General features: G+C 69.6%; 21 protein-coding genes. 11 read left to right on the top strand and 10 right to left on the bottom strand.

The genetic code is table 11. The annotated features are described in order from the left end of the window. Positions 1-64: 64 nt before the first annotated feature. Positions 65-391 (top strand): putative quinol monooxygenase, encoded by a 327-nt coding sequence (locus H4W30_RS08330; protein WP_192742233.1) that lies wholly within the window; start codon positions 65-67, stop codon positions 389-391. Here H4W30_RS08330 and H4W30_RS08335 read toward each other — a convergent pair. Continuing rightward, positions 375-1,238 carry an alpha/beta fold hydrolase gene (locus tag H4W30_RS08335; protein ID WP_192742234.1) on the bottom strand — a complete coding sequence of 288 codons (864 nt, stop codon included), beginning with the start codon at positions 1,236-1,238 and terminating at the stop codon, positions 375-377. The two genes, H4W30_RS08330 and H4W30_RS08335, sit on opposite strands and share 17 nt — an antisense overlap. 108 nt (positions 1,239-1,346) lie before the next feature. Here H4W30_RS08335 and H4W30_RS08340 point away from each other — a divergent pair, with 108 nt between their 5' ends. Both H4W30_RS08340 and H4W30_RS08345 read left to right on the top strand, forming a co-directional pair. Continuing rightward, complete coding sequence (locus H4W30_RS08340) at positions 1,347-2,264, top strand: AurF N-oxygenase family protein (protein WP_192742235.1); 918 nt, start codon at positions 1,347-1,349, stop codon at positions 2,262-2,264. 1 nt (position 2,265) lies between these two features. Continuing rightward, positions 2,266-3,771, top strand: a complete 1,506-nt coding sequence (locus H4W30_RS08345) for an FAD-dependent oxidoreductase (RefSeq protein ID WP_192742236.1) — start codon at positions 2,266-2,268, stop codon at positions 3,769-3,771. 185 nt (positions 3,772-3,956) lie between these two features. On the opposite strand, the gene H4W30_RS08350 is transcribed toward H4W30_RS08345, so the two are convergent. The 7 genes from H4W30_RS08350 to H4W30_RS08380 form a co-directional block, all read right to left on the bottom strand. Next, positions 3,957-5,180, bottom strand: coding sequence for a cytochrome P450 family protein (locus H4W30_RS08350; RefSeq protein ID WP_192742237.1), 1,224 nt, complete (start codon positions 5,178-5,180; stop codon positions 3,957-3,959). A 92-nt stretch (positions 5,181-5,272) separates the two neighbouring features. After that, positions 5,273-6,226, bottom strand: coding sequence for a PDR/VanB family oxidoreductase (locus H4W30_RS08355; protein WP_192742238.1), 954 nt, complete (start codon positions 6,224-6,226; stop codon positions 5,273-5,275). A gap of 15 nt (positions 6,227-6,241) precedes the next feature. Then, complete coding sequence (locus tag H4W30_RS08360; protein WP_192742239.1) at positions 6,242-6,991, bottom strand: SDR family NAD(P)-dependent oxidoreductase; 750 nt, start codon at positions 6,989-6,991, stop codon at positions 6,242-6,244. After that, a complete protein-coding gene (locus tag H4W30_RS08365; RefSeq protein ID WP_192742240.1) occupies positions 6,988-7,482 on the bottom strand; it encodes an aromatic-ring-hydroxylating dioxygenase subunit beta in 495 nt (164 codons plus the stop codon). Before H4W30_RS08365 ends, H4W30_RS08360 begins: the two co-directional genes overlap by 4 nt. Beyond that, positions 7,475-8,782, bottom strand: coding sequence for an aromatic ring-hydroxylating oxygenase subunit alpha (locus tag H4W30_RS08370; RefSeq protein ID WP_192742241.1), 1,308 nt, complete (start codon positions 8,780-8,782; stop codon positions 7,475-7,477). The genes H4W30_RS08365 and H4W30_RS08370 overlap by 8 nt, the downstream gene beginning before the upstream one ends. A gap of 5 nt (positions 8,783-8,787) precedes the next feature. Further along, complete coding sequence (locus H4W30_RS08375) at positions 8,788-9,159, bottom strand: hypothetical protein (protein ID WP_192742242.1); 372 nt, start codon at positions 9,157-9,159, stop codon at positions 8,788-8,790. Between the two features lie 38 nt (positions 9,160-9,197). Then, a complete protein-coding gene (locus tag H4W30_RS08380) occupies positions 9,198-10,337 on the bottom strand; it encodes an acyl-CoA dehydrogenase family protein (protein ID WP_192742243.1) in 1,140 nt (379 codons plus the stop codon). A gap of 159 nt (positions 10,338-10,496) precedes the next feature. Here H4W30_RS08380 and H4W30_RS08385 point away from each other — a divergent pair, with 159 nt between their 5' ends. The 5 genes from H4W30_RS08385 (at position 10,497) to H4W30_RS08405 (ending at position 14,774) form a co-directional block, all read left to right on the top strand. Beyond that, positions 10,497-11,984: a PAS domain-containing sensor histidine kinase gene (locus H4W30_RS08385; protein WP_192742244.1), complete on the top strand. Its 1,488-nt coding sequence runs from the start codon at positions 10,497-10,499 to the stop codon at positions 11,982-11,984. Positions 11,985-12,054: 70 nt separating this feature from the next. After that, positions 12,055-12,555: a flavin reductase gene (locus tag H4W30_RS08390; RefSeq protein WP_192742245.1), complete on the top strand. Its 501-nt coding sequence runs from the start codon at positions 12,055-12,057 to the stop codon at positions 12,553-12,555. After that, complete coding sequence (locus H4W30_RS08395; RefSeq protein WP_192742246.1) at positions 12,552-12,812, top strand: hypothetical protein; 261 nt, start codon at positions 12,552-12,554, stop codon at positions 12,810-12,812. The genes H4W30_RS08390 and H4W30_RS08395 overlap by 4 nt, the downstream gene beginning before the upstream one ends. Then, positions 12,809-14,047 carry an amidase gene (locus H4W30_RS08400; RefSeq protein WP_192742247.1) on the top strand — a complete coding sequence of 413 codons (1,239 nt, stop codon included), beginning with the start codon at positions 12,809-12,811 and terminating at the stop codon, positions 14,045-14,047. Before H4W30_RS08395 ends, H4W30_RS08400 begins: the two co-directional genes overlap by 4 nt. Before the next feature lie 85 nt (positions 14,048-14,132). Continuing rightward, positions 14,133-14,774, top strand: coding sequence for a response regulator transcription factor (locus H4W30_RS08405; protein WP_192742248.1), 642 nt, complete (start codon positions 14,133-14,135; stop codon positions 14,772-14,774). Between the two features lie 336 nt (positions 14,775-15,110). On the opposite strand, the gene H4W30_RS08410 is transcribed toward H4W30_RS08405, so the two are convergent. Together H4W30_RS08410 and H4W30_RS44490 are read right to left on the bottom strand one after the other, a co-directional pair. Continuing rightward, the gene (locus H4W30_RS08410; RefSeq protein ID WP_192742249.1) at positions 15,111-15,680 is read right to left on the bottom strand and encodes a nuclear transport factor 2 family protein; all 570 of its coding nucleotides are present in this window, start codon (positions 15,678-15,680) and stop codon (positions 15,111-15,113) included. Further along, a complete protein-coding gene (locus H4W30_RS44490) occupies positions 15,677-16,999 on the bottom strand; it encodes an MFS transporter (protein WP_192742250.1) in 1,323 nt (440 codons plus the stop codon). Before H4W30_RS44490 ends, H4W30_RS08410 begins: the two co-directional genes overlap by 4 nt. 159 nt (positions 17,000-17,158) lie before the next feature. Here H4W30_RS44490 and H4W30_RS08420 point away from each other — a divergent pair, with 159 nt between their 5' ends. From H4W30_RS08420 to H4W30_RS08430, 3 genes are all read left to right on the top strand, one after another. Next, positions 17,159-18,565, top strand: a complete 1,407-nt coding sequence (locus tag H4W30_RS08420; protein ID WP_192742251.1) for an amidase — start codon at positions 17,159-17,161, stop codon at positions 18,563-18,565. Positions 18,566-18,680: 115 nt separating this feature from the next. After that, positions 18,681-19,421: an ABC transporter ATP-binding protein gene (locus H4W30_RS08425; RefSeq protein WP_192742493.1), complete on the top strand. Its 741-nt coding sequence runs from the start codon at positions 18,681-18,683 to the stop codon at positions 19,419-19,421. A gap of 4 nt (positions 19,422-19,425) precedes the next feature. Continuing rightward, positions 19,426-21,996 (top strand): FtsX-like permease family protein, encoded by a 2,571-nt coding sequence (locus tag H4W30_RS08430; protein WP_192742252.1) that lies wholly within the window; start codon positions 19,426-19,428, stop codon positions 21,994-21,996. Positions 21,997-22,013 lie beyond the last annotated feature (17 nt).

Genomic DNA, 22,013 nt, shown 5'->3' on the forward strand with positions numbered 1-22,013 from the left:
GGGACAGTCTTTCATCCGGCCTCGGAGCGGAGCGCGTGAAGGTCCGCTTTGCGATACTCGGGCCATGATCCTGATCGTCCTCAAAGCACAGATCCGTCCCGAGAAGCGCACCGAATGGCTCGCGGGTATCGAGCGCTACACGCAGCAGGTGCGCAGCGAACCCGGGAACATTTCGTTCGACTACTACCAGAACGCCGGCGACGAGAACGAATTCGTCCTCGTCGAGGTGTTCGCCGACAGCGCCGCCGGTGACGCGCACGTCGCCACCCAGCACGCCCAGGACTTCTTCCCGTTCATGGCGACCGTCGTCGCCGAGAAGCCCCGGATCAACTACCAGAACCTCGACGGCGACGCGTGGTCGGAGATGGCCGAGGTCACGCCGGTCGACTAGCGGCCTCCGCGGCGGTGCGGTCGATGATCGCGGCCAGCGTCGTCGCGGCTTCTTCGGGGACCCAGTGGCTGACGCCGGTCAGGATCTCGAGCCGGTAGCCGGCGTCGACGTACTGGCCGGCGAGTTCGGCGCCGCGCCGGGACAGCGCGGCGTCGCCGTCGCTCCAGACGTGCGTCGTCGGCACGGTGACCCGGGCGCGGAGGGCGCCCGGGTGCTGGAAGGGCATCGCGCGGTACCAGTTCAGCCCGCCGGTGAGGGCCCCGCCGAGCAGGATTTCCCGGCGGACCTGGTCGATCTGGGCCGGGTTCATCCCGGTGCCCGCCAGCGTGCGCTCCAGTACGCGTGGCAGGCGCCGGAGGACGAATTCCGGCAGCCAGGGGAGCTGGAACAAGAACATGTAGTAGGACCGGAGGAGCTGGTCGCTGCTGAGCATCGCGCGGAGGAACGCTCCGGGATGCGGCACCGACACGGTGGTCAGCGAGCGGACCAGGTCCGGCCGTCGTGCCGCCGTCGACCAGGCGGCGACGGCGCCCCAGTCGTGTCCGACGAGATGGACCGGCCCGGAGCCGAGGGTCTCGATGAGGGCGGCGGTGTCCGCCACGAGGCGGCCGGACCGGTAGGCGAAGCGGCCTCGCGGGCGGGCTCGGGGTGAGTAGCCGCGCTGGTCGGGCACGATCGTGCGGTATCCCCGCTGGTGGAGCAGGGTGGCGGTCTCCGTCCAGGAGTCGCCGGTCTGCGGGAAACCGTGCAGCAGGACGACGACGGCGCCGTCGAGCGGGCCGGTGTCCCGCACGTCGAAGATGAGTCCGTCGTGGTCGAAGGTGGCGATGCGGCGGGGCGCGGTCATGGGCGGTTCCCCTTCTTTCGTCGACTGCGGCTATATGTTACCTTGAGTAACAGTGAATCGCGGTAACAGGTAGCCGCGCACTCTGTCGACGTCGTCAGGGAGGTCCGTATGACCAGCACCGATGTGCCACGCACCGCGGCAACGGCCGGGGCAGGCCGCCACGAGACCGCGCAGCGGCTCCTCGATTCGTCCGCGATGCTGTCCTACGACCCCGCCACCGAGGTGGACTGGGAGACGCCGCTGGACAAGAACTTCCACGGCGCCAGCCCGGAGTGGAGCACGCTCTACGGCACGAGTTACTGGGCCGAGATGAGCACGGAGCAGCAGAAGGAGCTCACGCGTCAGGAAGCCGCTTCGGTCGCCAGCACCGGCATCTGGTTCGAGATGATCCTGCAGCAGATGGTGCTCCGGGATTTCTACGCCAAGGACCCGACCGACCCGGCGTTCCAGTGGGCGCTCACCGAGATCGCCGACGAATGCCGCCACTCGATCATGTTCGCACGCGGCGCCGAGAAGCTCGGCGCGCCTCCGTACCGCCCGCGCAGGCTCGCCGTCGAACTCGGCCGGGTCTTCAAGGCGACGGCCGGCGGCGAAGCGGCGTACGCGGCCATCCTCGTGGCCGAAGAGGTCCTCGACGTGATGCAGCGCGACTGGATGCGTGACGAGCGCGTGGTCCCGTTCGTGCGCACCATCAACAACATCCACGTGGTCGAAGAGTCGCGGCATATGAAGTTCGCCCGTGAGGAGACGCGGGAACAGCTGGAGGGCGCGGGTTTCGTGCGCCGCCGGATCAACGCGCTGGTCATCGCGATCGCGTCGTACTTCATCGTCAGCAGCATGATCAACCGCGACGTCTACAAGAACGCGGGGCTCGACACGAAGCGCGCCTTGCGCGAGGCGAAGGCCAACGAGCACCACAAGGCGATGATGCGGTCGAGCTGCGCGGGCCTGATGGAGTTCCTCGGCTCGTGCGGTCTGCTCACCCGCCCCGCGCTGGTGTTCTACAAGCGGGCGAACCTGATCTGACATGGCCTTCGCGATCACCCAGACCTGCTGCAACGATGCCACCTGCGTGTCGGTCTGCCCGGTCAACTGCATCCACCCGACGCCGGACGAGCCCGACTTCGGCACCACCGAGATGCTCTACGTCGATCCGGCCTCGTGCATCGACTGCGGAGCCTGCGCGGACGCCTGCCCGGTGGACGCGATCTTCCCGGCGGATCTGCTGACCGGTCCGCTGGAGGTCTACGCGGGGATCAACGCGGCCTTCTACGCCGACCGTGAGCCCGTCCCCTCGGCGGATCCCGCGCCGAACTTCCATCGGTGGGCGCCGCCGACGTTCGACCGGGCCATCCCGAGCGATTTCGCGCCGCCGGACATCGCCGTCGTCGGCACCGGCCCGGCCGGGATGTACGCGGTGGAGGACCTGCTCCTCCACACGAACGCGCGGGTCACCCTGATCGACCGGCTCCCGGTCGCGGGCGGGCTCGTCCGCTACGGCGTCGCCCCGGACCACCCCGCCACGAAGCGGATCGGTGAGACTTTCTCGCGCCTTCACGAACATCCGCGGTTGCGGATGCGCCTGGGCACCCAGGTCGGCCGCGACGTGTCCGTGGACGAACTGGCCGAGCGTCACGACGCGGTCGTCTACGCGATCGGTGCCTCTTCCGCGCGAGGTCTCGGCATCGAGGGTGAGGAACTGCCCGGCAGCATCGCCGCGACCACCGTCGTCGCCTGGTACAACGGTCATCCGGACGTGCCCGCGAACGCGGTGGACCTGTCCGCGGAACGAGTCGTGCTGGTCGGCACGGGGAACGTCGCGCTCGACGTCGCCCGGATCCTCACCGCCGACCCCGACGACCTCGCCGGGACCACGATCGCCCCGCACGCGCTGGAATGCTTGCGTACCAGCAAGATCCGGGAAGTCGTGCTGCTCGCCCGGCGTGGCCCGGAGGACGCGGCGTACACCTCGCCGGAGCTGCTCGCGCTGGCGGGGCGCGCCGGTGTGCCGCTCGTCGTCGACGACGTGGACCCGCGCACCACGGCCGCGATCGACGCGGGCACCGGCAAAGCGGCTCTGCTACGCGAACTCGGCCGCGAGACCGTCGAGTGGACCGTTCCGCCGGCCTCGGACGCGCGCCGGATCGTCCTGCGCTTCCACTCCGCGCCCACCGCGATCATCGGCGACACCCAGGTGCGAGGCCTTCGCGTCACGGGCCGGGAGGAGCCGGTCGAGATCGCGGCGGGTCAGGTCGTCCGCGCGGTCGGCTACCGGGGTGTTCCGGTGCCGGGTCTTCCGTTCGACGACGACCGCGGCACGATCCCGAACACCGCCGGTCGTGTCGACGGGCGCAGCGGCGCCTACGTGGTCGGCTGGATCAAACGTGGTCCCTCGGGCGGTATCGGCGCGAACCGTACTTGTGCGCGGGAGACCGTGGCGACGCTGCTGGAGGACATCACGTCCGGCAGGTTGCCGGTGCGGGAGCGGCGGTCGCCGGTGGCCGCGCTGGCCGCGCGGTTCCGACGGCGCTGACGCCCTGGCGGGTTGCGAAAGCCACTTTCCCAACCTTCAAGGTTGCGAAAGTGGCTTTCGCAACGCCGCTGGACGGGCCGACCCTGGCGTAAGGCGTGGCGGCTTCGGGAGCACGTCGCGAAAGCCACTTTCGCGACGTCTGATGTCCCGAAAGTGGCTTTCGCGACATGCGCGCCAGGACTGAGCTACGAGCCGGCCACCCCGCGGTGCAGCGAGACCGGCAGGGCGCGATGCCCGTTGGAGATGAACGAGTCGAGGTGCCTCATCCCTCCGGGAGGGGTCGCGAGCGTCATGCCCGGGAATCGTGCGAACAAGGCCGGAAGGGCGATCGCCGCTTCCAATCGCGCCAGCGGAGCGCCGATGCAGTAGTGCGCGCCGTAGCCGAACGCGACATGCGCCTTGTCGGCGCGCGTGACGTCGAAGGCGTCGGCGTCCTGCCCGTGCACCGCCGGGTCGCGTCCAGCGGCGGCGTAGCCGGCCAGAATCGCGTCGCCCTTCCGGATGACGACGTCGGCGACGGCGATGTCCTCGACGGCGTAACGCAGGGGCAGGTTGGCCACGGGTGCTTGCCAGCGCAGCGTTTCCTCGATCGCGTCGGCCCACGAGACGCGGCCGTCGCGGATCATGGCGAGCTGGCCGGGCTGGGTCAGCAGGGCGGTGATGGCCTGGTCGAGCAGGTTCACGGTGGTCTCGTGGCCCGCCGAGATGAACAGGATCAGGGTGTCGATGAGTTCGGTTTCGTCCAGCCGGGCGCCGTCGTCCCGCGCGGCGATCAATGCGGTGGTGAGGTCGTCACCGGGATTCGCCCGCTTTTCGGCGACGAGTTCGGTGAACACCGAGTGGATGTCCTGATAGGCGGCCAGCATCGCCTCCTGGCTCGCCGAAGTCCGGAAGAAGGCGTCGACGGAGTGGCGCAGTCCGCCGCGCGCGGAGTCCGGTACGCCGAACAGGTGGCAGATCACTTCGATCGGCACGGGGTAGGCGAAATTCTCCCGCAGGTCGACGGGTTCGCCGGCGGGCAGGGCTTCGAGCCCGGTCAGCAGGTCGTCGACGACCTTGGTGATCCAGGGCTCCAGCGTGGCGATCCGGCGTGCCGTGAAGGCCTGTGTCACCAGCGAACGCAGCCTTTTGTGGTCGGCGCCGTAAGCGGTGAACATGTTCCGCACCGAGACCCACACCAGCAACGGCCAGTCCGCGCTGACTTCGGCCAGCGCCGGCCAGTGCTGACGAGCGTCTTTGGACACGCGCGGGTCGCTGAGCAGTTCGCGCAGGAGTTCGTAACCCGTGACCGACCACGCCACCACACCGCCCGGCAACTCCACCCGGGTGATCGGGCCGAGCTCGCGTAATCGCTCGTTCTCGGCGTGGATGTCGTGGCCGTTCGGGTCCAGCACCAGGGGACGCGTCACCGGGGATCACCCTTTCTCGGCGGAGCGGACCGAATCCACCCTGCCAGCGGAGCGATCGCCCGGCTATTCGCCATTCGGTGGCGAGTTTTCGCTCAGTACAGCTCGATGACGAGCCGGTCGGTGAGCGCGCGTGAGACGCAGAGCGCCATCTGGCTCTCGCGATCGGCGGCGGTCAGGCAGTTGTCCCGATGGTCCGGGGTGCCCTCCAGCACGCCGGACACGCAGGAGCCGCAAATGCCTTCCTCACAGGACTTGAAGACCTCGATGCCGTTGTCCTCGAGGACCGACAGGATCGATTTCCCCGCCGGCACTTCGAATTCCTCACCGGTGTCGAGTTCGACGGTGAACGGCCGGTCGGCCGACGTGTCCACCTCGGCGGCTTCGAAATGCTCGACATGCACGTGGTCCGCGCCGACGACCGGGCCGAGCGCATCACCGACCTGCCGCATGAAACCGTCCGGGCCACAGGTGTAGACGTGGGCCGACGGCGTCAGGTCTTCGGCGATCGCCCGCAGGACGGCGGGATGTTCGCCGCGGGGGACGCCGAAATGCGGCCGGATCCGGTCGGCGAACTCCACGCGTTCTTCCAGCAGTTCCACGAACGCCGCGGTTTCCCGTGAGCGCGCGAAATAATGGAGCTCGAATTCGCTGCCCCACGTGTAGAGCTCGTAGGCCATCGACAGCAGCGGAGTGATCCCGATACCACCTGCCACGAGGACATGCCGGTCCGCGTCTTCGGCAACCTTCAGCAGATTGCGCGGCTCGCTGATCTTCAGGTGATCGCCGACCGAAACCTGATGCATGGCCGCGGAACCGCCCCGCGAATTCGGCTCCCGTTTGACCGCGATCAGGATCGAACGCGGATCGTCGGGGGCGCCGCACAACGAATACTGCCGCAACACCCCCGTCGGGCCGACCACGTCGACGTGCGCCCCCGCCCGGTACCGGACGCGCAGCGGCTCGTCGTCCTGCCGGACCAGCCGCAGGGTACGGATCTCCGGCGTCTCTTCGGTGATTTCGACGACGCGGAAGAGGACGTTCGTCATCCAGGTGCCTCCAGGTCAGCGCATGAACAGGCCGCCGTTCGCGTCCCAGCAGGCGCCGGTGACGGAGGCGGCTTCGGGGGAGGCGAGCAACGCCACCATTTCGGCGATGAACGTCATACTGCCCAGCCGTCCGACCGGGATCCCGGCCGCCAGCCGGTCGAGGTTCTCCTCGCCGACGAGCCGGTGGACCATAGGGCTGTCCTGCGGGCCGGGGGAGACCGCGTTCACCGTGACTCCCCGTGCGGCGAGTTCGCGGGCGAACACCTTGGTCGCCGTCAGGATCGCGCCCTTGGACGACGCGTAATGCCCGCCGGTCGTGGTGCCGCCGTTCTGCCCGGCCAGCGAGGCCATATTGACGATCCGGCCGTACCCGGCCTCGGCCATATGCGCGCCGAACAGCTGACAGGCGTGGAAGGTGCCGTTGAAGTTCACCGCCATCACCTCGTCGAGCTCCTGCGGCGTGATCTCCAGCAACGGCCGCGCCTGGGTGCGGGCGGCGTTGTTGACCAGCACCTGGACACCGCCGAAGTCACCGAGCACCGACGCGAGCAGCTGGTCGATGTCGGGACGGCTGGCGACGTCGACGCGGTAGCTCTGGGCGTGTGCCCCGCTCCGGTCCAGTTCGGTCGCGAGGCGTTTCGCGGCCGCTTCGTCGAGGTCGGCGATCGCCACCCGATGACCGCCGCTGTGCAGACGCCGCGCGATCTGCTCGCCCAGCCCGGTCGCCCCGCCGGTGACCACGGCGACCGGCGCGGTGCCGCTCACAGCAGGAATCCCGCGGCGGGAACGGCTTCGTCGGCGTTCACGAGCCGGACGACCTTGCGGGCGAAGCGATCCTCGTCGCCACTGGCGCCGAGGCGGACGACGTAATCGACGTCCGCGGCCCAGAGATCGTGGCGGCCGCGCTTGTACGCCACGATGATCTGGGCGGCCCTAAGCGTGACCGTCCGGTCGTCGACGTCGGCGGGGATGAACCGGGAGACGGTCCGCACGGTGATCGCCGAGTCGACCGCGGCGAGCGCGTAACCCTCGGTCATCCGCCGCACTCGCAGCCCGCGCATCCGGGCGTCGTCGTGGACCATGTTGAGGACGTCGTCGAAGGCCTCGGCGTCGCGGTCGATCGGGATGATGTACATCCCGTCGTCGGCGTAAAGCCGTTGCCAGGCCTCGTAGTCCTTGGCGTCCAGCAGTGCGGCTTCGCGCCAGGCCAGCTCGATCGCGCGGACCACCCGCGGATCGGTGAGGGTCTCAGTCATCGCTCATCATCCGCTTCCATTGGGCGTACGCCGCCCGCATTCCGGTCTCGTCGGTGACATGGCTGGTCGGCCAGCCCTCGGCGGAGGGCTTCTCGCGACCCAGACCGCGGTTGACCATGATCGGCATCTCGGGCGCGCCCTGTGCGCCGCGCTGGACCCGGTCCCAGCCCTCGGAGTCGTCCGGCGTGCCGAAACCGAACGGGCCCTGGAAATGCTCGTGGGCGCGCAACCGCTCCCGGTTGACCGGGCCGACGATCTCGGGCGGGCCGTCACTGCCGAGCGCGACGTGCTCGATGACGGTCTCGTCGACACTGATCGGCCGCAGAACCCGGAAGAACGAGATCGACATCGACACGTTGGGGAACAGGTTGAGGTTGAACCCGGTGCCGTGCACGGCACGGACGAGCCTCCGGACCTCGGCTTCGTCCGCTCCGGCGGCTTCCAGCTGGGCGACCAGTCCGTCGAACCGGGGCTGGAGCGGCTCGCTGCCGTCGTCCGCCTCCAGATCGGAGTGCTCGGGGACCATCTGCATCACCGAGTGGCCGTTGCCCAGATCGTGGGTGACCGCCGTCGGGTCGGTCATGAACGACATCATCTCGGCGGTCTCCGCGTCGACCGAGGCCATCCAGGAGCGGTGGACGATGGGGAAGTGGTACCCGTCGGTGGTGTTCTCCAGCTGGATCTTCCAGTTGCCGCGGTAGGTGAACCGGTGCGTGCCGAGCACCTTCACCGGATAGCCGCCGCCCTGCGCCATGAAGCGGTCGATCCACAGTTTGACGTCACCGAGGAAATCAGCCAGCGGTTCGGCGTCGGCGTTCAAGGTCGCGAAGATCATCGCGCCGTAGGACTCGGTGCGCAGGGTCTTCAGCCCGAGATCGGCCTTGTCCATGACGCCCTCGTACCCGTCGGGGTACGGGATGCCGCGCAGTTTGCCGTCCAGGCCGTAGGACCAGGCGTGGTAGGGGCAGGTGAACCCGTTGGCGTGGCCCGATTTCTTCTCGCAGAGCGACGCGCCCCGGTGACGGCAGCGGTTCACGAGCGTGCGGATCTCGCCCTTGCGGTCCTTGGTGACGATGACCGGATGCCGTCCGACGTGGGTCGATTTGAAGCTGCCCGCCTTGGGCAGCTCCGATTCGTGCGCGACCCAGATCCAGGACCGCTCGAAGATCTTCGTCATCTCCTGGTCGAAGATCGCCGGGTCGGTGTACATCCGGCCGGCGACGCGGTCGCCGAGGACGAGGTCCGCGGGCGGGAGGTCGTGCACGGTCGCGGCGGTGAATGTCGTGTTTTCGATAGTCATCGCGATCAGCCCCGGTATTCGCGCGGAGTGAGGGCGCGGCCGATACGCGCTTCGATCTTGGCGTACTTCCACAGCTTCCACGGGCTGTCGCCGACCGGCGTGGAGCGCAGGAAGTCGCACGCCTGCTTGACGGTTTCCTGCGTGTCGACGTCGCAGAGCAGGTAACACGTCCATGGCCAGCCGTCGGACGGGCCGACCATATGCGAGTCGTCGTCGATGTCGCCGATGAAGTCCACGCCGGGAAGGCCCTTGATGCCGTCCATCAAAGCGACGAAGGCGGTCCAGACGTCGCTCGCGGCGACGCCGCCTTCGGGAAGGTCGAAGAAGTTCTGGTTGATACCGATGCAGAACAGCACGCGCAGCGGGGTATCGCTCATGGTGGTTGGTCCAACTCCTCGTCAGCGGTCGGTGGTGGTCACTGGAAGCCGGGAACGGTGGGCGGATGTCCCATCAGCACGGCACCCGCGGCGTCGTACATGGCCGGGCACAGGAAGGCGTGCTGCTGGGGGACCAGTGCGTCGCCGAGCAGCCACTGCAGTGGGTGGTCGTTGGCGATGGCGCCGGTCCCGGACAGGCCGATGACCCGGTTGACGGTCTCCGCGGCGGTCTTGGCGAGGTGGGTCGAGGCGAGGCGGAGATGCGCGTTCTGCTCCGGCGTCACGGGGTCACCGTCAAGCACGGTCCGCCATGCCTCGTCGGTGACCTCGTAGAAGTACGCGCGCGCCGAACGCATCGTCGCCTCGGCTTCGGCAAGGCCCGTCCGGTAGTAGGCGCGGTCGGCGAGTTTCGGCGCGCCCGTGACACCCGAACGGCCGCTCCCGACCTCGGTCGCGAAGTCGAGCGCCGCGCGAGCGACCCCCGCGCCGACGACCGCGAGCACCTGGGAGGCGTAGGCGAGGGTGGGGTAGCGGTACAGCGGCTCGTCGATGGTGGGCTCACCGCCGCGGATGAACGTCCACTCGCGCGGAACCTCGACCTTGTCGACGACCAGGTCGAAGGAACCGGTGCCCTTCATCCCGACGACGTCCCACTCCTGGACGATCTTGACCTGCTCGGGCCGCAGCAGCGCGGTGCGCGGCTTTCCGGCGGTCGTGTCGTCACCGGGGATCCCCACGCCGAGGACATCCGCGCCCATGGAGCCGCTCGCGAACTTCCAGCGTCCGTCGACCAGGAAGCCGGAGGCGGTGGGTTCGGCCCGCTGCACGGGGAAGAGACCACCGGCGAAGCACACGTCCGGACCGTCGGCGTACAGCTCCGCCTGCGTCTCGACGGGCAGGGCCGCGAGATAGACGAGCGCGGAACCGAAGCTGGCCACCCAGCCGGTGGAGCCGTCGACGACGGAGATCCGCTCCACGATCCGGAGGAAGTCGGCCGGGGGAAGGGGCTCGCCGCCGAACCGTTCGGGTGTCGCGGAGCGGTAGACGCCCGCTTCCTTGAGCCGGGTGACGAAGTCGCGGGGCACGTACCGCTGGTCGCGGAACTCCTGACGGCGCTCGAGGAGTTCGGCCAGGACATCCTCGAGCGTCGTGGCCGGGCTCTCCTGGATCTGGGCCATCTGGCGCTCCTCGCGTCGTAGGGAAGATGTCTCCGACGCTAGGGATCACCGCCGCGCGTGGCCATTGGTCATTGCCTGCCGACGGCGGGGGATTCCCACGCAGGGCGGTAGGGGAAATCCTTACCCGGGGACCCGGCGGCGAACTCCTATGCTGAGGCCGTGGAGGTCGATCCGATCGCGCCCGAGCTGGCCACCGGCGACTTCGTGGCGATGATGAACGCCTCGAAGGTGTGCGTGCTCGTCCACGACGCGGCGACCAAGAACATCCTGTGGGCCAATCCCGCCGCGTGCGAGATGCTCGAATTCAGTCTTTCGGAGCTGCGGCCGCTCAAGGCCAACCACATGAGCAGTTCCGCGCAGCAGTACGACCGGGTCATCGGGCGAGCCTGGCTCCAGGCCGCGGTGGAACACGGTTCGAGCCGCATCGTGTGGCACTACCGGAGCAAATCCGGCCGCGTGATCCCCACCGACGCGGTGGCCATCCGGGTCGAGCTGGAGCGGGGACCCGCGGTGATGGTCCAGTTCCGCGACATCCAGCGCGCGGAGGAGGTCGAGCGGGAGCTGAAGCTGACGACGTCGTACGTCGACGCGCTGGCGCGGCACACCTCGACCGTGGCGTTCATGCTCGACGCCGCCGGGGCGGTGCGGTTCGCCACGGACAGCGCGCTGGCCTTCCTCGGCCTGACCGGTGACGACGATCGGCTGGCAGGCGAGCCGCTGACCGAGTACGCGCGGCTGCATCTGGGCGGCAGGCCGGTGCGCTGGACCGAGGTGGTGGCCGGCGCGGATCCGGTCGGGCCGGTGCAGCTGGAGTTGCCGGGGGAGAACGCGACCTGGCTGGAAGGGAGCCTCGAGCGGCTGTCGGAGTCCGAGGTCGACGCGTATCTGATGATCCTGCACGACGTCTCCGAACGGGTGCGCGGCGAGGCGCGGCGAGAGCTGGAACTGCGGCACGAGAACTATCTGGCTCGCTACAACGCCATGGGGGACATGGCGATGGCGATCGCGCACGAACTCGGCCAGCCGCTGGCCGCAGCCGCGAACTTCATCGCGGGCATCCGCGCGCGTGCCGCCACGATCGCGACCGGTGGTGACGTCCGTGAGCAGATGGGCTACGGCCTGGACAGCGTCGCCCGCCAGATCGACCGGGCGAAGGACATCGTCGGTTCACTGCGGTCCTTCGTCGGGCATCTGGAACAGGTCGAGCAGCTGGTCGACCTGAACGAGATCGTCCGGGAATGCCTGTACTTCATCGAGCTGAGCGCCGCGCCGCACGCGGTTGAGGTCCGCGTCCGGCTCGATCCGGCACCGGTGCTGGTGCGGTGCGAACGCGTCCTCACCGGTCAGGTGGTGATGAACCTGTGCCTCAACGCGATCGACGAGACCGCGGAATGCGAACCGGTGCAACGGCGGATCACGGTGGGCACCCGCGCCAAGGAAGGCGTCGGCGTCCTCACCGTGGACGATCACGGGCGCGGCGTCGCCAGGGATCCCTTCGCCGAGTCGTTCACCAGCAAACCCGGCGGGAGCGGTATCGGACTGGCGCTGAGCCACCGCATCATCACCCGGCAGCACGGAAGCATCTGGGCGGAGCGGCGCGACGGCGGTGGCTCCCGGTTCGGGTTCGCGCTGCCGCTGGCCACGTAAGGGAAATCCTCAGGCGGCGCGGTGGAACTCGGGATATCGCCGGTTTCGGCCACGGCTCTAGCGTCGGGGTATGCCCGATGAGCTGACCACGACCCAGCGACGGTTTCGCGCGGCGATGGCGAACCTTTCGACGGCTGTCAACATCGTCACCACCGACGGCGTCAGCGGCCGCGCCGGCATCACGGTGAGCGCGGTCTGCTCGGTCACCGACTCGCCCCCGACCCTGCTGGTCTGCGTGAACCAGTCGAGCTACACGCACGACATCTTCCGCACCAACGGGCGGATGGCCATCAACGTCCTGGCGCCCCAGCACCAGGACCTCGCCCTGCAGTTCGCCGGTGCGACGGACGTGCCGATGCTCGACCGGTTCCGGTCCGAGGTCTGGGACCACGACCGGTTCCGCATCCCCGTCGTCCGCGACGCGGCCGCCGTCCTGATCGGAGGCGTCGGCGCCGAGTTCACCCAGGGCACGCACACCGTGCTCTTCGTGGAGGTCGAGGACGTCTTCGTCGACGAGGGCGCCGGCGGCCTCGCCTACTTCCGCCGCGAATTCCACCGGATCGCGCCATGAGCGAACGCACGACGTTGATGTGTTACAACGACAACCACGGGTACGGCTGGCGTCATGTGGACCTGTTCGTGCACGACGCCGAGGGCCGCGAACTGGAGTGGGTCCACTGGCAGGTCCCGGCCGACGGTCCCGACGCCGCCGACGAGGTGACCGCGCGGGTCGAACCCCTGCTGAGGCGCACCTCGGAGTGGCGGCACGGGGTGAGCGCCGGTGGCGTGGACTTTTGGGAAGCGGATGCCGCGTGGGTGGAGCAATGAGCCCGGCGCGCCCGTGGTCGCTGCGGGAGCTGGTCCGGGATCTGCGTGAGGGGCGGACAACCCCGGAGGACGCTCACCAGCGCGCGCTGGCCCGGATCGCCGAGACGGACGCGGAACTGCACGCCTGGGTCGACCGGACGGAATTCCTGCCGGGCGCGGGCGTGCCACTCGGGGTCAAGGACATCATCGATCTGGCGGGTGTGCCCACCCGATGCGGTTCGGCGCTGCGCGCGGAAGCCGCTCCTGCGACCTCGGACGCGGCGATCGTGACCGCGTGGCGCGCGGCGGGCGCCAGGCCGCTCGGGAAAACGGTCACCACCGAGTTCGCGTTCTTCGCCCCCGGCCCGACGCGCAATCCCACGGCTCCCGGTCATACCCCGGGCGGCTCGTCGAGTGGATCGGCCGTCGCCGTCGCGTCCGGGCAGGTTCCGCTGGCGCTGGGCTCGCAGACCGCCGGATCGGTCACCAGACCGGCGTCGTACTGCGGGGTCGCGTCGCTGGTCATGAGCCGTGGCCGGTATCCGGTCACCGGGGTGACGGGGCTGAGTCCCAGCCTGGACAGCCACGGCGTCTTCGCGGCCACCGTCGCCGACCTCGCGATCGCCTGGTCGGCGCTGACCGCCGATCCCGATCCGGAACCGCGGCCGCCGCGGATCCTGGTGTGGTCCGCCGACGCGCTCGACGTCGTCGAAGCGCCGATGCGGCACGCCGTGACACAAGCGGCGAAGCGGCTGCGGGAGGCAGGGGCGACCGTCTCGGCTTTCCGGGGCGAACGGCTGATGGCCGAGCTCACGGCCGCACATCCCGTGGTGATGGCCTACGAAGCGGCCCGCGAAAGGGCCGCCGAGCTCGCCTCGGCCGACCGGTTGAGCGCTCCCTTGGCGCAACTGCTCCGGACCGGTGCCGCGACGTCGTCCGACGAGTACGAAAGCGCCCGCGCGACCATCGCTACGGGCTCTGTTCGGTTGGCCGAGGTGTTCGACGCCTACGACGTCGTGCTCGGCCCGGCCGCGCCCGGCGCGGCGCCGCGAGGGCTGGACGCGACCGGGAATCCCGTGCTGAGCCGAGGCTGGCAGGCGCTCGGGCTTCCCGTGGTCGGGCTGCCCGGGTTCACCGACGCGGCGGGGCTGCCGCTGGGTCTGCAACTCGTCGGGCGCCACGGCGGGGACGCCGAACTGCTCGGGCACGCCTGCTGGGTGGAGCGGGTGTTGCGAAAGCCACTTTCGCAACCTTGAACGTTGCGAAAGTGGCTTTCGCGTCATGGCCTCCGACCGTGCGCGTCCGGCCCTTGGCTTACCCTTCGACCAGGAGGAGCTCCGCATGACCACCACTGATTCCGCGTCCGGCGGCGAGACGTCGCCGGTGGTCTACATCGTCGACGACGACGAGGCCATCCGCCAATCCCTGGTGTTCCTGCTGGAGAGCGTCGGCATCCAGGCGCTCGTCTACCCGGACGGGCCGACGTTCCTGGAGGAGTTCGACCCCGACGAGCCGAGCGTGCTCATCATCGACGTCCGGATGCCCGGCCTGAGCGGGCTGCAACTGCAGGAGAAGCTCGTCGCGCGCGAATTCCCGGCCCCGGTGATCTTCTGTTCCGCGCACGGCGACATCCCGATGTCGGTGCGGGCGCTCCGGCTGGGCGCCGTGGACTTCCTCGAGAAGCCGTACGAGCCGCAGCGGATGCTGGAAGTCGTCCAGGCGCAGCTGGTGGTCGCGTCGGAACGGTTCTCCGCGGCGGCCTGCCGCAAAGCCGTCGCCGAGCGGATCGCGACCCTGACCCCGCGTGAGCGGGAGGTGCTGCGGCTGGTGATCGACGGCCTGCCCAGCCAGCTGATCGCGCGGCAGCTGGGCACGAGCGTGAAGACCGTCGACGTGCACCGGGCCCGGATCAAGGCCAAGACCGAGTCGGACAGCCTCGGCACCCTCGTGCGCGACGTCCTGCAGCACCAGGTCACCGTCTAGGCGCAGCTGGCTCGTGACTGACTGGACGACACGCGTGATCCGGCTGACGACACGCGTGACTGGATGGACGACACGCGCATCGGCAGTAGGTCGCCAAGACACGCGAGGCCCTTGCCCGCCGGAAGTACATGAAGGCCCCCTTCCTGTACCTAGGCGCAAGGATGGGGGCCTTCATGTACTTCGTGAGGTGTGAAGGTCGAGTTTCCTCGGCTGAGCCGAGGGAAGGGGGCCTTCACGCGCAGCCGCTGTGACTGTTGGTGCCTATGGGGCGAACGTGACGATTGTGGAGTCAGTGAAGGCCTCCTTGCGGGACCCAGAGTCCCCTCAAGGAGGCCTTCACGGACCGGGCACCGGGCCCGGCGCCATCAGCACCGACGACGCCGGGAAGTCCGACGCGAAACCCCCGGGCAGCGGGGCGATGAAGACGTTCTCGGTCCGCGTGCGGGTGATGAGCCAGCGGCCGTCCTGGCGCCGGAACGCGTTGTTGAGCCTGCTCGATCGCAGCAGGCCGGTGCCGTCGGCGTACAGCCACGGCTGGACGTGGATCCATTGCCCCTCGGCCCGGCCGCCGTCGACGTGGATCTGCTCGGACGTCAGGTAGTGGGCGTTGAGGACCAGCGCCGGATCCCGCTTCTCGCCCCAGAACCGCTCGAAATGCGCCCGGATCCGGTCCTTGCCCACCGCGCGGCCGAACTGCCCGTCGTAGTACTCGCCGACGCCCTCCCACGCGGCGTCCTCCGTGTAGAGCTCGAGGATCAGCTCGATGCGGTGGTCGTCGCCGGTGACGCCGTACTCCGGGCAGGGGGTGTCGCAAAGGAACATGTAGCGGGCCTGGATCCGGCGGATCTCGGCCTCGGCCTCCAGCACCTCGACGCGGTGACGCAGCTCGGCGAGTTCGTCGGTCATCGGCGGGTCCTCACTGGTGCGGTTTCGGGAAGGGCCAGCAGGCAGACGACGGTCAGCGCCATCCCGCCGGCGAGGTAGTAGCCGACCGACGTCGAGGAGCCGGTCCATTCGATGAGCCGGTTCGCCATCGACGGCGCGAGGCCACCACCGAGCACCGCGCCGAGCTGGTAGGCGAGTCCGGCGCCGGACTGCCGTTGTTCGGGCGTGAACAGCTCCGTCAGGTAGGTGATCAGCGGGCCGAACAGGAAGCCGGTGAGGGCGAAACCGACGGCGATGGCGAGCGCCCACGCGGTCAGCGTGCCGATCCGCGCGATCGGGAACAGCAGGAACATGTAAGCCAGTACCGCGACGGCCGACGCGAGCATCACGGGTTTGCGGCCCAGTTTGTCGGAGAGCCGGGCGCCGATCACGACCGTGACCGCGTGGAGCGCGAGGCCGGGCAGGGTGCCCCACAGCACGTCCTGGATGTCGAGGCCGAGGCCCTTCGGCGCGGGACCGGCGGCATAGGAGAGCATGAACCCGGCCAGGACGAACATGACGCCGTTGAGCCCGGTGTTCGCGCCCGCGGCGAGCAGCAGTTTGCCCCAGTTGTCCCGGATGACGTTCCAGATCGGCAGCTTGACGATCTTCTTGTCCAGTTTGCTGGCCGCGAGCTCGTGGAACACGGGCGATTCCTCGAGGGCACGCCGCGCCCAGACACCGATGGCCAGGACGACCGCGCCCGCGATGAACGGGATCCGCCAGCCCCAGCTGGTGATCACCCCCGGCGGCAAGTAGAAGATCAGCACGAAGGCCAGGTTCGCCAGCAGCGCCCCCACCGGCGAACCCAAGGCGACGAACGCGCCGAACGCCGCCCGCCGTGACGGCGGCGCGTGCTCCACGGCGAGCACCGAAGCGCCGCCCAGTTCCCCGCCTCGGGAGAACCCGTGCACCAGGCGCAACAGGACGAGCAGCAACGGCGCGGCCACCCCCATCGTGGCGTAGCCGGGCAGCAGTCCCATCAGGACGGTGGCCGCGCCCATGAGGTAGAAGGTGATGAGCATGGCGCGGCGGCGGCCGTAGCGGTCGCCCACCCAGCCCATCACGATCGCGCCCAGCGGCGCGACGACGTAGCCGATCGTGTAGGTCGCCAGGCTCATGAACGAGGCGAACCAGGGATCGGTGTCGCCGGAGAAGAACACCTTCGGGAAGACCAGCGCGGAGGCGACCGTGTAGATCGAGAAGTCGAAGAACTCCAGCGAGGTTCCGGCGCCCGCGCCGATCGCGAGCCTGCGGGTCTGGGCGGAGGTGGTCTTGGATGGAGCGGTGGATGCTGTCATGCGCTCTTCCTTGAACGGTGACGGGACGGTCGACGTTGCGCCCCTCCCGGCAACGTTCGTCCCAACGTAGGAAGCTCCGCGTGCCCCGCCTATTGGAGGAACCCGCTGCCGGACTGAAGGATTTCCCTACCGAGTCCCCGACCAAGAGGAGGTCCGCGCGTGAGCGCGATCAACGATCTGCCCGCCACCACCCAGGCCCGGATGCTCGCCTCCGGCGAGTTGTCGGCGAGGGAACTGCTCGACGCCACCCTCGACCGCGTGGCCGAGCTGAACCCGACGCTGAACGCCGTGGTCAGCATCGACGAGGAGAGCGCGCGGGCCGCAGCCGCGGCGGCCGACGAAGCGCACGCGGCCGGGCGGTCGCTCGGGCCCCTGCACGGGCTCCCGCTCGCGGTGAAGGATCTCCACGCGACCGCCGGGATGCGTACCACCTTCGGCTCGCCCGCGTTCGAGGACAACGTGCCCGACGCGGACGAGCTCGTCGTCGCCAGGATGCGGGCGGCGGGGGCGATCGTCTTCGGCAAGACGAACGTTCCCGAGTTCGGCGCGGGCTCGCACACCTTCAACCCGGTGTTCGGCCTGACCCGCAATCCTTACGCGCCGGACCGTTCCGCGGGCGGTTCGAGCGGAGGCGCCGCCGCCGCGCTCGCGGCTGGGCTGACGTCGCTGGCCGACGGCAGCGACATGGGCGGATCGCTGCGGAATCCGGCCTCGTTCTGCAACGTCGTCGGCCACCGCCCGAGTCCGGGGCGAGTTCCGGCGTGGCCGTCGAAAGACGCTTGGTTCACCCTCGGCGTCCAAGGCCCGATGGGGCGCACCGTGACCGACACGGCCCTGCTGCTGTCCGTCCAGGCGGGACCGGACGAACGCGCGCCGCTGTCGTTGCCCGAACCCGGTTCCGTGTTCGCCACCGGACTGCCGACGCGGCTGGACGGCCTGCGGATCGCGGTCTCACCCGACCTCGATGGCCGGGTGCCCGTCGACGCGGAGGTCGCGGCGATCGTGGAAGCCCAGGTGGACGTCCTGCGCGGCCTCGGTGCCGAAGTCGTCTCCGGCTGCCCCGACCTGACCGGTGCCGAGGAGGTCTTCCAGACCTTCCGGGCTCTGTACTACGCGCAAGGGGTCGGTGACCTCATCGACGCCGAACCGGGCAAAGTCAAGCAGGCCATCCACTGGAATGTCGCGAAAGGACGCGCGCTCACCGGGGCCGACGTCGCCACGGCCAACCGGCTGCGCACCGAACTCTTCCACCGTGTCCGCGCCTATTTCTCCACTGTGGACGCCGTCGTTCTTCCCGCCAGCCAGGCGCTTCCGTTCGACGCGGGACTGGAGTACCCGAAATCGGTGGGCGGGTCCGAAGTGGAGGACTACCTGCACTGGATGCGGGCGGCCTACCTGATCTCCGCCACGGAATGCCCGGCGACCGCCGTCCCGGCGGGCTTCACCGGCGAAGGGCTGCCGGTCGGGGTCCAGGTGGTCACGGCACACCGCGCCGACCTGCGCGCTCTCGGAATCGCGCACGCGCTGGAGAAGGCCGGTGGTCACACCGCCCGCAGACCGGGGTGACCGGCGTCATGGTGGTGCCAGCGCTACCACGAGTCTTCCCTCACGCGGGATCGATCCGGACCCTCGCCGGCCGTAGGTTTCCTCGAGAGAGATCACCACCGGTTAAGGGGAAATGATGAATTCAGGGGGCACACGCGCCTTGACGCTGGAATCCGTGAGCAAGGTCTACGGATCCGGCGACGGCGCGGTCACGGCCTTGAACGGGGTGACCGTCGAGGTGCGCAAGGGCTCGTTCACCGCGGTGATGGGACCGTCGGGATCGGGCAAGAGCACCTTCCTGCACTGTGCGGCGGGGCTGGACAAGCCGAGCTCCGGCCGGGTGCTGCTGGGGGACACGGAACTGAACAGGCTGCGCGAGAAAGCGCTCACCGAGCTGCGGCGGACTCGGATCGGGTTCATCTTCCAGGCCTACAACCTGTTGCCGTCGTTGAACGTGCTGCAGAACATCACGCTGCCGACGCGGCTGGCCGGGAAGAAGCCGGATCCGCAGTGGTTGCGCGAGATCGTCGAGGGAGTGGGGATCGCGAAGCGGCTCGAACACCGCCCGTCGGAGCTCTCCGGCGGCCAGCAGCAGCGGGTCGCGATCGCCCGCGCGCTGATCACCCGGCCCGAGGTCGTCCTCGCCGACGAACCGACCGGGGCGCTGGACACGCGCACCGCGCGCCAGGTCCTCGACCTGCTCCGCTCCATTGTGGACGGTATGGGCCAGACCGTGCTGATGGTCACCCACGATCCGGTCGCGGCGTCGGCCGCGCACGGCGTGCTGTTCCTCGCCGACGGCAAGCTGGCGGGCCATCTTCCGCAGCCGACTCCGGAGCGGGTCGCCGAGCGTATGACGCACCTCGGGGAGTGGTGACGTCATGTGGGATTTGGCTTGGCAGACGACGAAGACCCGCCTGAGTGGTTTCGTCGGCGCGTTCGTCGCGATCCTCTGCGGGACGGCGCTGGTCGCCGGTTGCGGCATCCTGATGGAGTCCGGTCTGCGCGCGGGTGTCCCGACGCAGCGGTACACGGACGCGGCGGTCGTCGTCGGCGGTCAGCAGACGGTCGACCCGCCGGGCGCCGGTCCGCTCGAGACCCAGCAGGTCGCCGAGCAGGCTTCGGTGCCGGTGAGCCTCACCGGCGTGATCTCCGCGGTGCCGGGGGTCCGCGACGTGGTGGCGGAGCAGAGCTTCCCGGCGACCGTGGTGACGGCCGACGGCCGGACGCTGACCGGGCCCGAAGGCGGTCAGTCGCTGGGGCACAACTGGGACGCCGCGGCCTTGGCGCCGTTCTCGCTGCGTGACGGCCGGGCACCCGCGGGCGCCGACGAGGTCGTTCTGGACGCGGACCTGGCGTCGCGGAGCGGGGTGTCGACCGGCCAGCGGGTGAAGATCGCCGTCCGCTCGGCGCCGGTGGAGTTCCTGGTTTCCGGTATCGCCGCGCCGAAGTCGGGTGACGGACTCGCCCGGCAATCCGCGGTGTTCTTCTCGCCGGAGAAGGCCGCCGAACTCGCCGGGACACCAGGGCAGGCGCACGCGATCGGTGTACTGGCGGACCCTGGTGTCACACCGGGCGACCTCGCCGACCGGATCCGCGCCGCGGTCGGCACCGACAAGGTGACGGTGACGACCGGGGTCGAGCGCAGCACGGTCGAGTTCCTCGACGTCAGCCAGACCCGGATGCTGCTGATGGCGCTCGCGGGCTCTTTCGGCGGTTTCGCTCTCCTCATCGCGGTGTTCGTCGTGGCCAGCACGCTGGCGCTGGTCATCAACCAGCGGCGCCGGGAGTTCGCGCTGCTGCGGGCGATCGCGGCGACCCCGCAGCAGATTCGCAAGCTCATCGGCGCCGAGACGATGATCGTCGCGGTGGTCGCCGGGGTACTGGGCAGCGGTCTCGGTGTGGCCGTGGGATTCGGGCTGAGGAACGCGTTCGGGGCCATCGGCGTGATCCCGCCCGACTTCGAACTGGCGATCAGCCCGATCCCGCTCGTCGCCGCGCTGGCGCTCGGCCTCGGCACGGCGCGCCTTGCCGCCTGGTCGGCTTCGCGGCGCCCGTCGTCGATCCGTCCGGTGGAGGCGCTCGGGGAGGCCGCGGTGGAGCGGCGCGAACTCGGGCGCGTGCGCGTCCTCATCGGCTGCGCGCTGGTGGTGGCCGGCCTCGCCGGATCGATGGTCCCGATCTTCGTCCGCGGCGACGCGGGTCTCGCGGCTTCGGGTAGTTCGTCGCTGATCATCGTGATCGGGCTCGCCGTGGTCAGCCCGAAGGTGGTCGCCGTAATGACGCGGCTGATCGCGCCGGTGCTCAACCGGACGTCGCGGATCAGCGGCTACCTGGCCGCGGCGAACAACCAGGCCAATTCGCGTCGTCTCGCCGCCGCGGTGACGCCGGTGATGCTGGCGGTCTCGTTCGCGCTGACGATGTTCTACAGCCAGACCTCCGCGGCCGCCGCGCGCCAGGAGGAGACCGTCGAGTCGACCACCGCGGATCACGTGCTCGCCAGTGCCACGGGCGGGCTCTCGCCGGAGGTCGCCGAGGCGGCGCGGCGGATCCCCGGCGTCGCGGCCGCGACCCCGGTCGTCCGCACCGAGGTGATCAACACGGTGCGGGAACAGGACAGCCTGCGCGTCGAGCGGTACGCGGCGCAAGGACTGGACGGCGCGCAGATCCGCGGGAACCTCGAACTGGGCGTCGTGTCGGGCAAGATCACCGACCTGACCGGGAACACCGTCGCGATGAGCGAATCGGAAGCAGGCTGGTACGAGAAGAAGATCGGTGACGAGGTCGAGTTCTACTTCGGTGACGGCGCTCCGGCCAAACTGCGGCTGGTCGCCACCTACACCCGCGACCAGGCTTTCGGCCGCTACGTGCTGCCCGCGGATCTCGCCAGGGCACACACCGGGGACCGGATGGACGACGCGGTGCTGGTGCGGCAGCAGCCCGACGCGGACGCCGCCACCGTCACCGCCGCGCTGAACGACCTCGCGACCCGCTACCCGGGACTGGCCGTGACACCGGGATCGGCGGTGGCCGCTCCCGTGGGCGGGCAGCAGCAGGCCCAGTTCTACGTGAACCTGGTCGCGGTCGGCGTGATCCTCGGCTACGTCGTGATCTCCGTGGCGAACACGCTGGTGATGAGCACGGCGCAGCGCTCCCGGGAGTTCGCGCTCCTGCGCCTGGTCGGCACGTCGAAACGCCAGGTGGTGCGGATGATGCGCTTCGAAGCGCTGGCGACGGCCGGCATCGCGGCCCTGCTGGGGACCGTGGTGGCGGGGGTTCCGCTGGTACTGCTGAACCTCGGCCTGCGCGGCACGCCGCTCCCGTCCGGCACGATCACCGTCTTCGGCGGTGTCATCGCCGGGGCGATCCTGCTCGGCGTCCTGTCGCTCGGCCTCGCCACCCGCGTGGCCTTGCGGTCGAAGCCGATCGAGGCGATCGGTCTCCGCGAGTAGCGCGCCCCCGTCGTCCG

Source organism: Amycolatopsis roodepoortensis (assembly GCF_014873915.1).
Lineage (GTDB): Bacteria > Actinomycetota > Actinomycetes > Mycobacteriales > Pseudonocardiaceae > Amycolatopsis > Amycolatopsis roodepoortensis.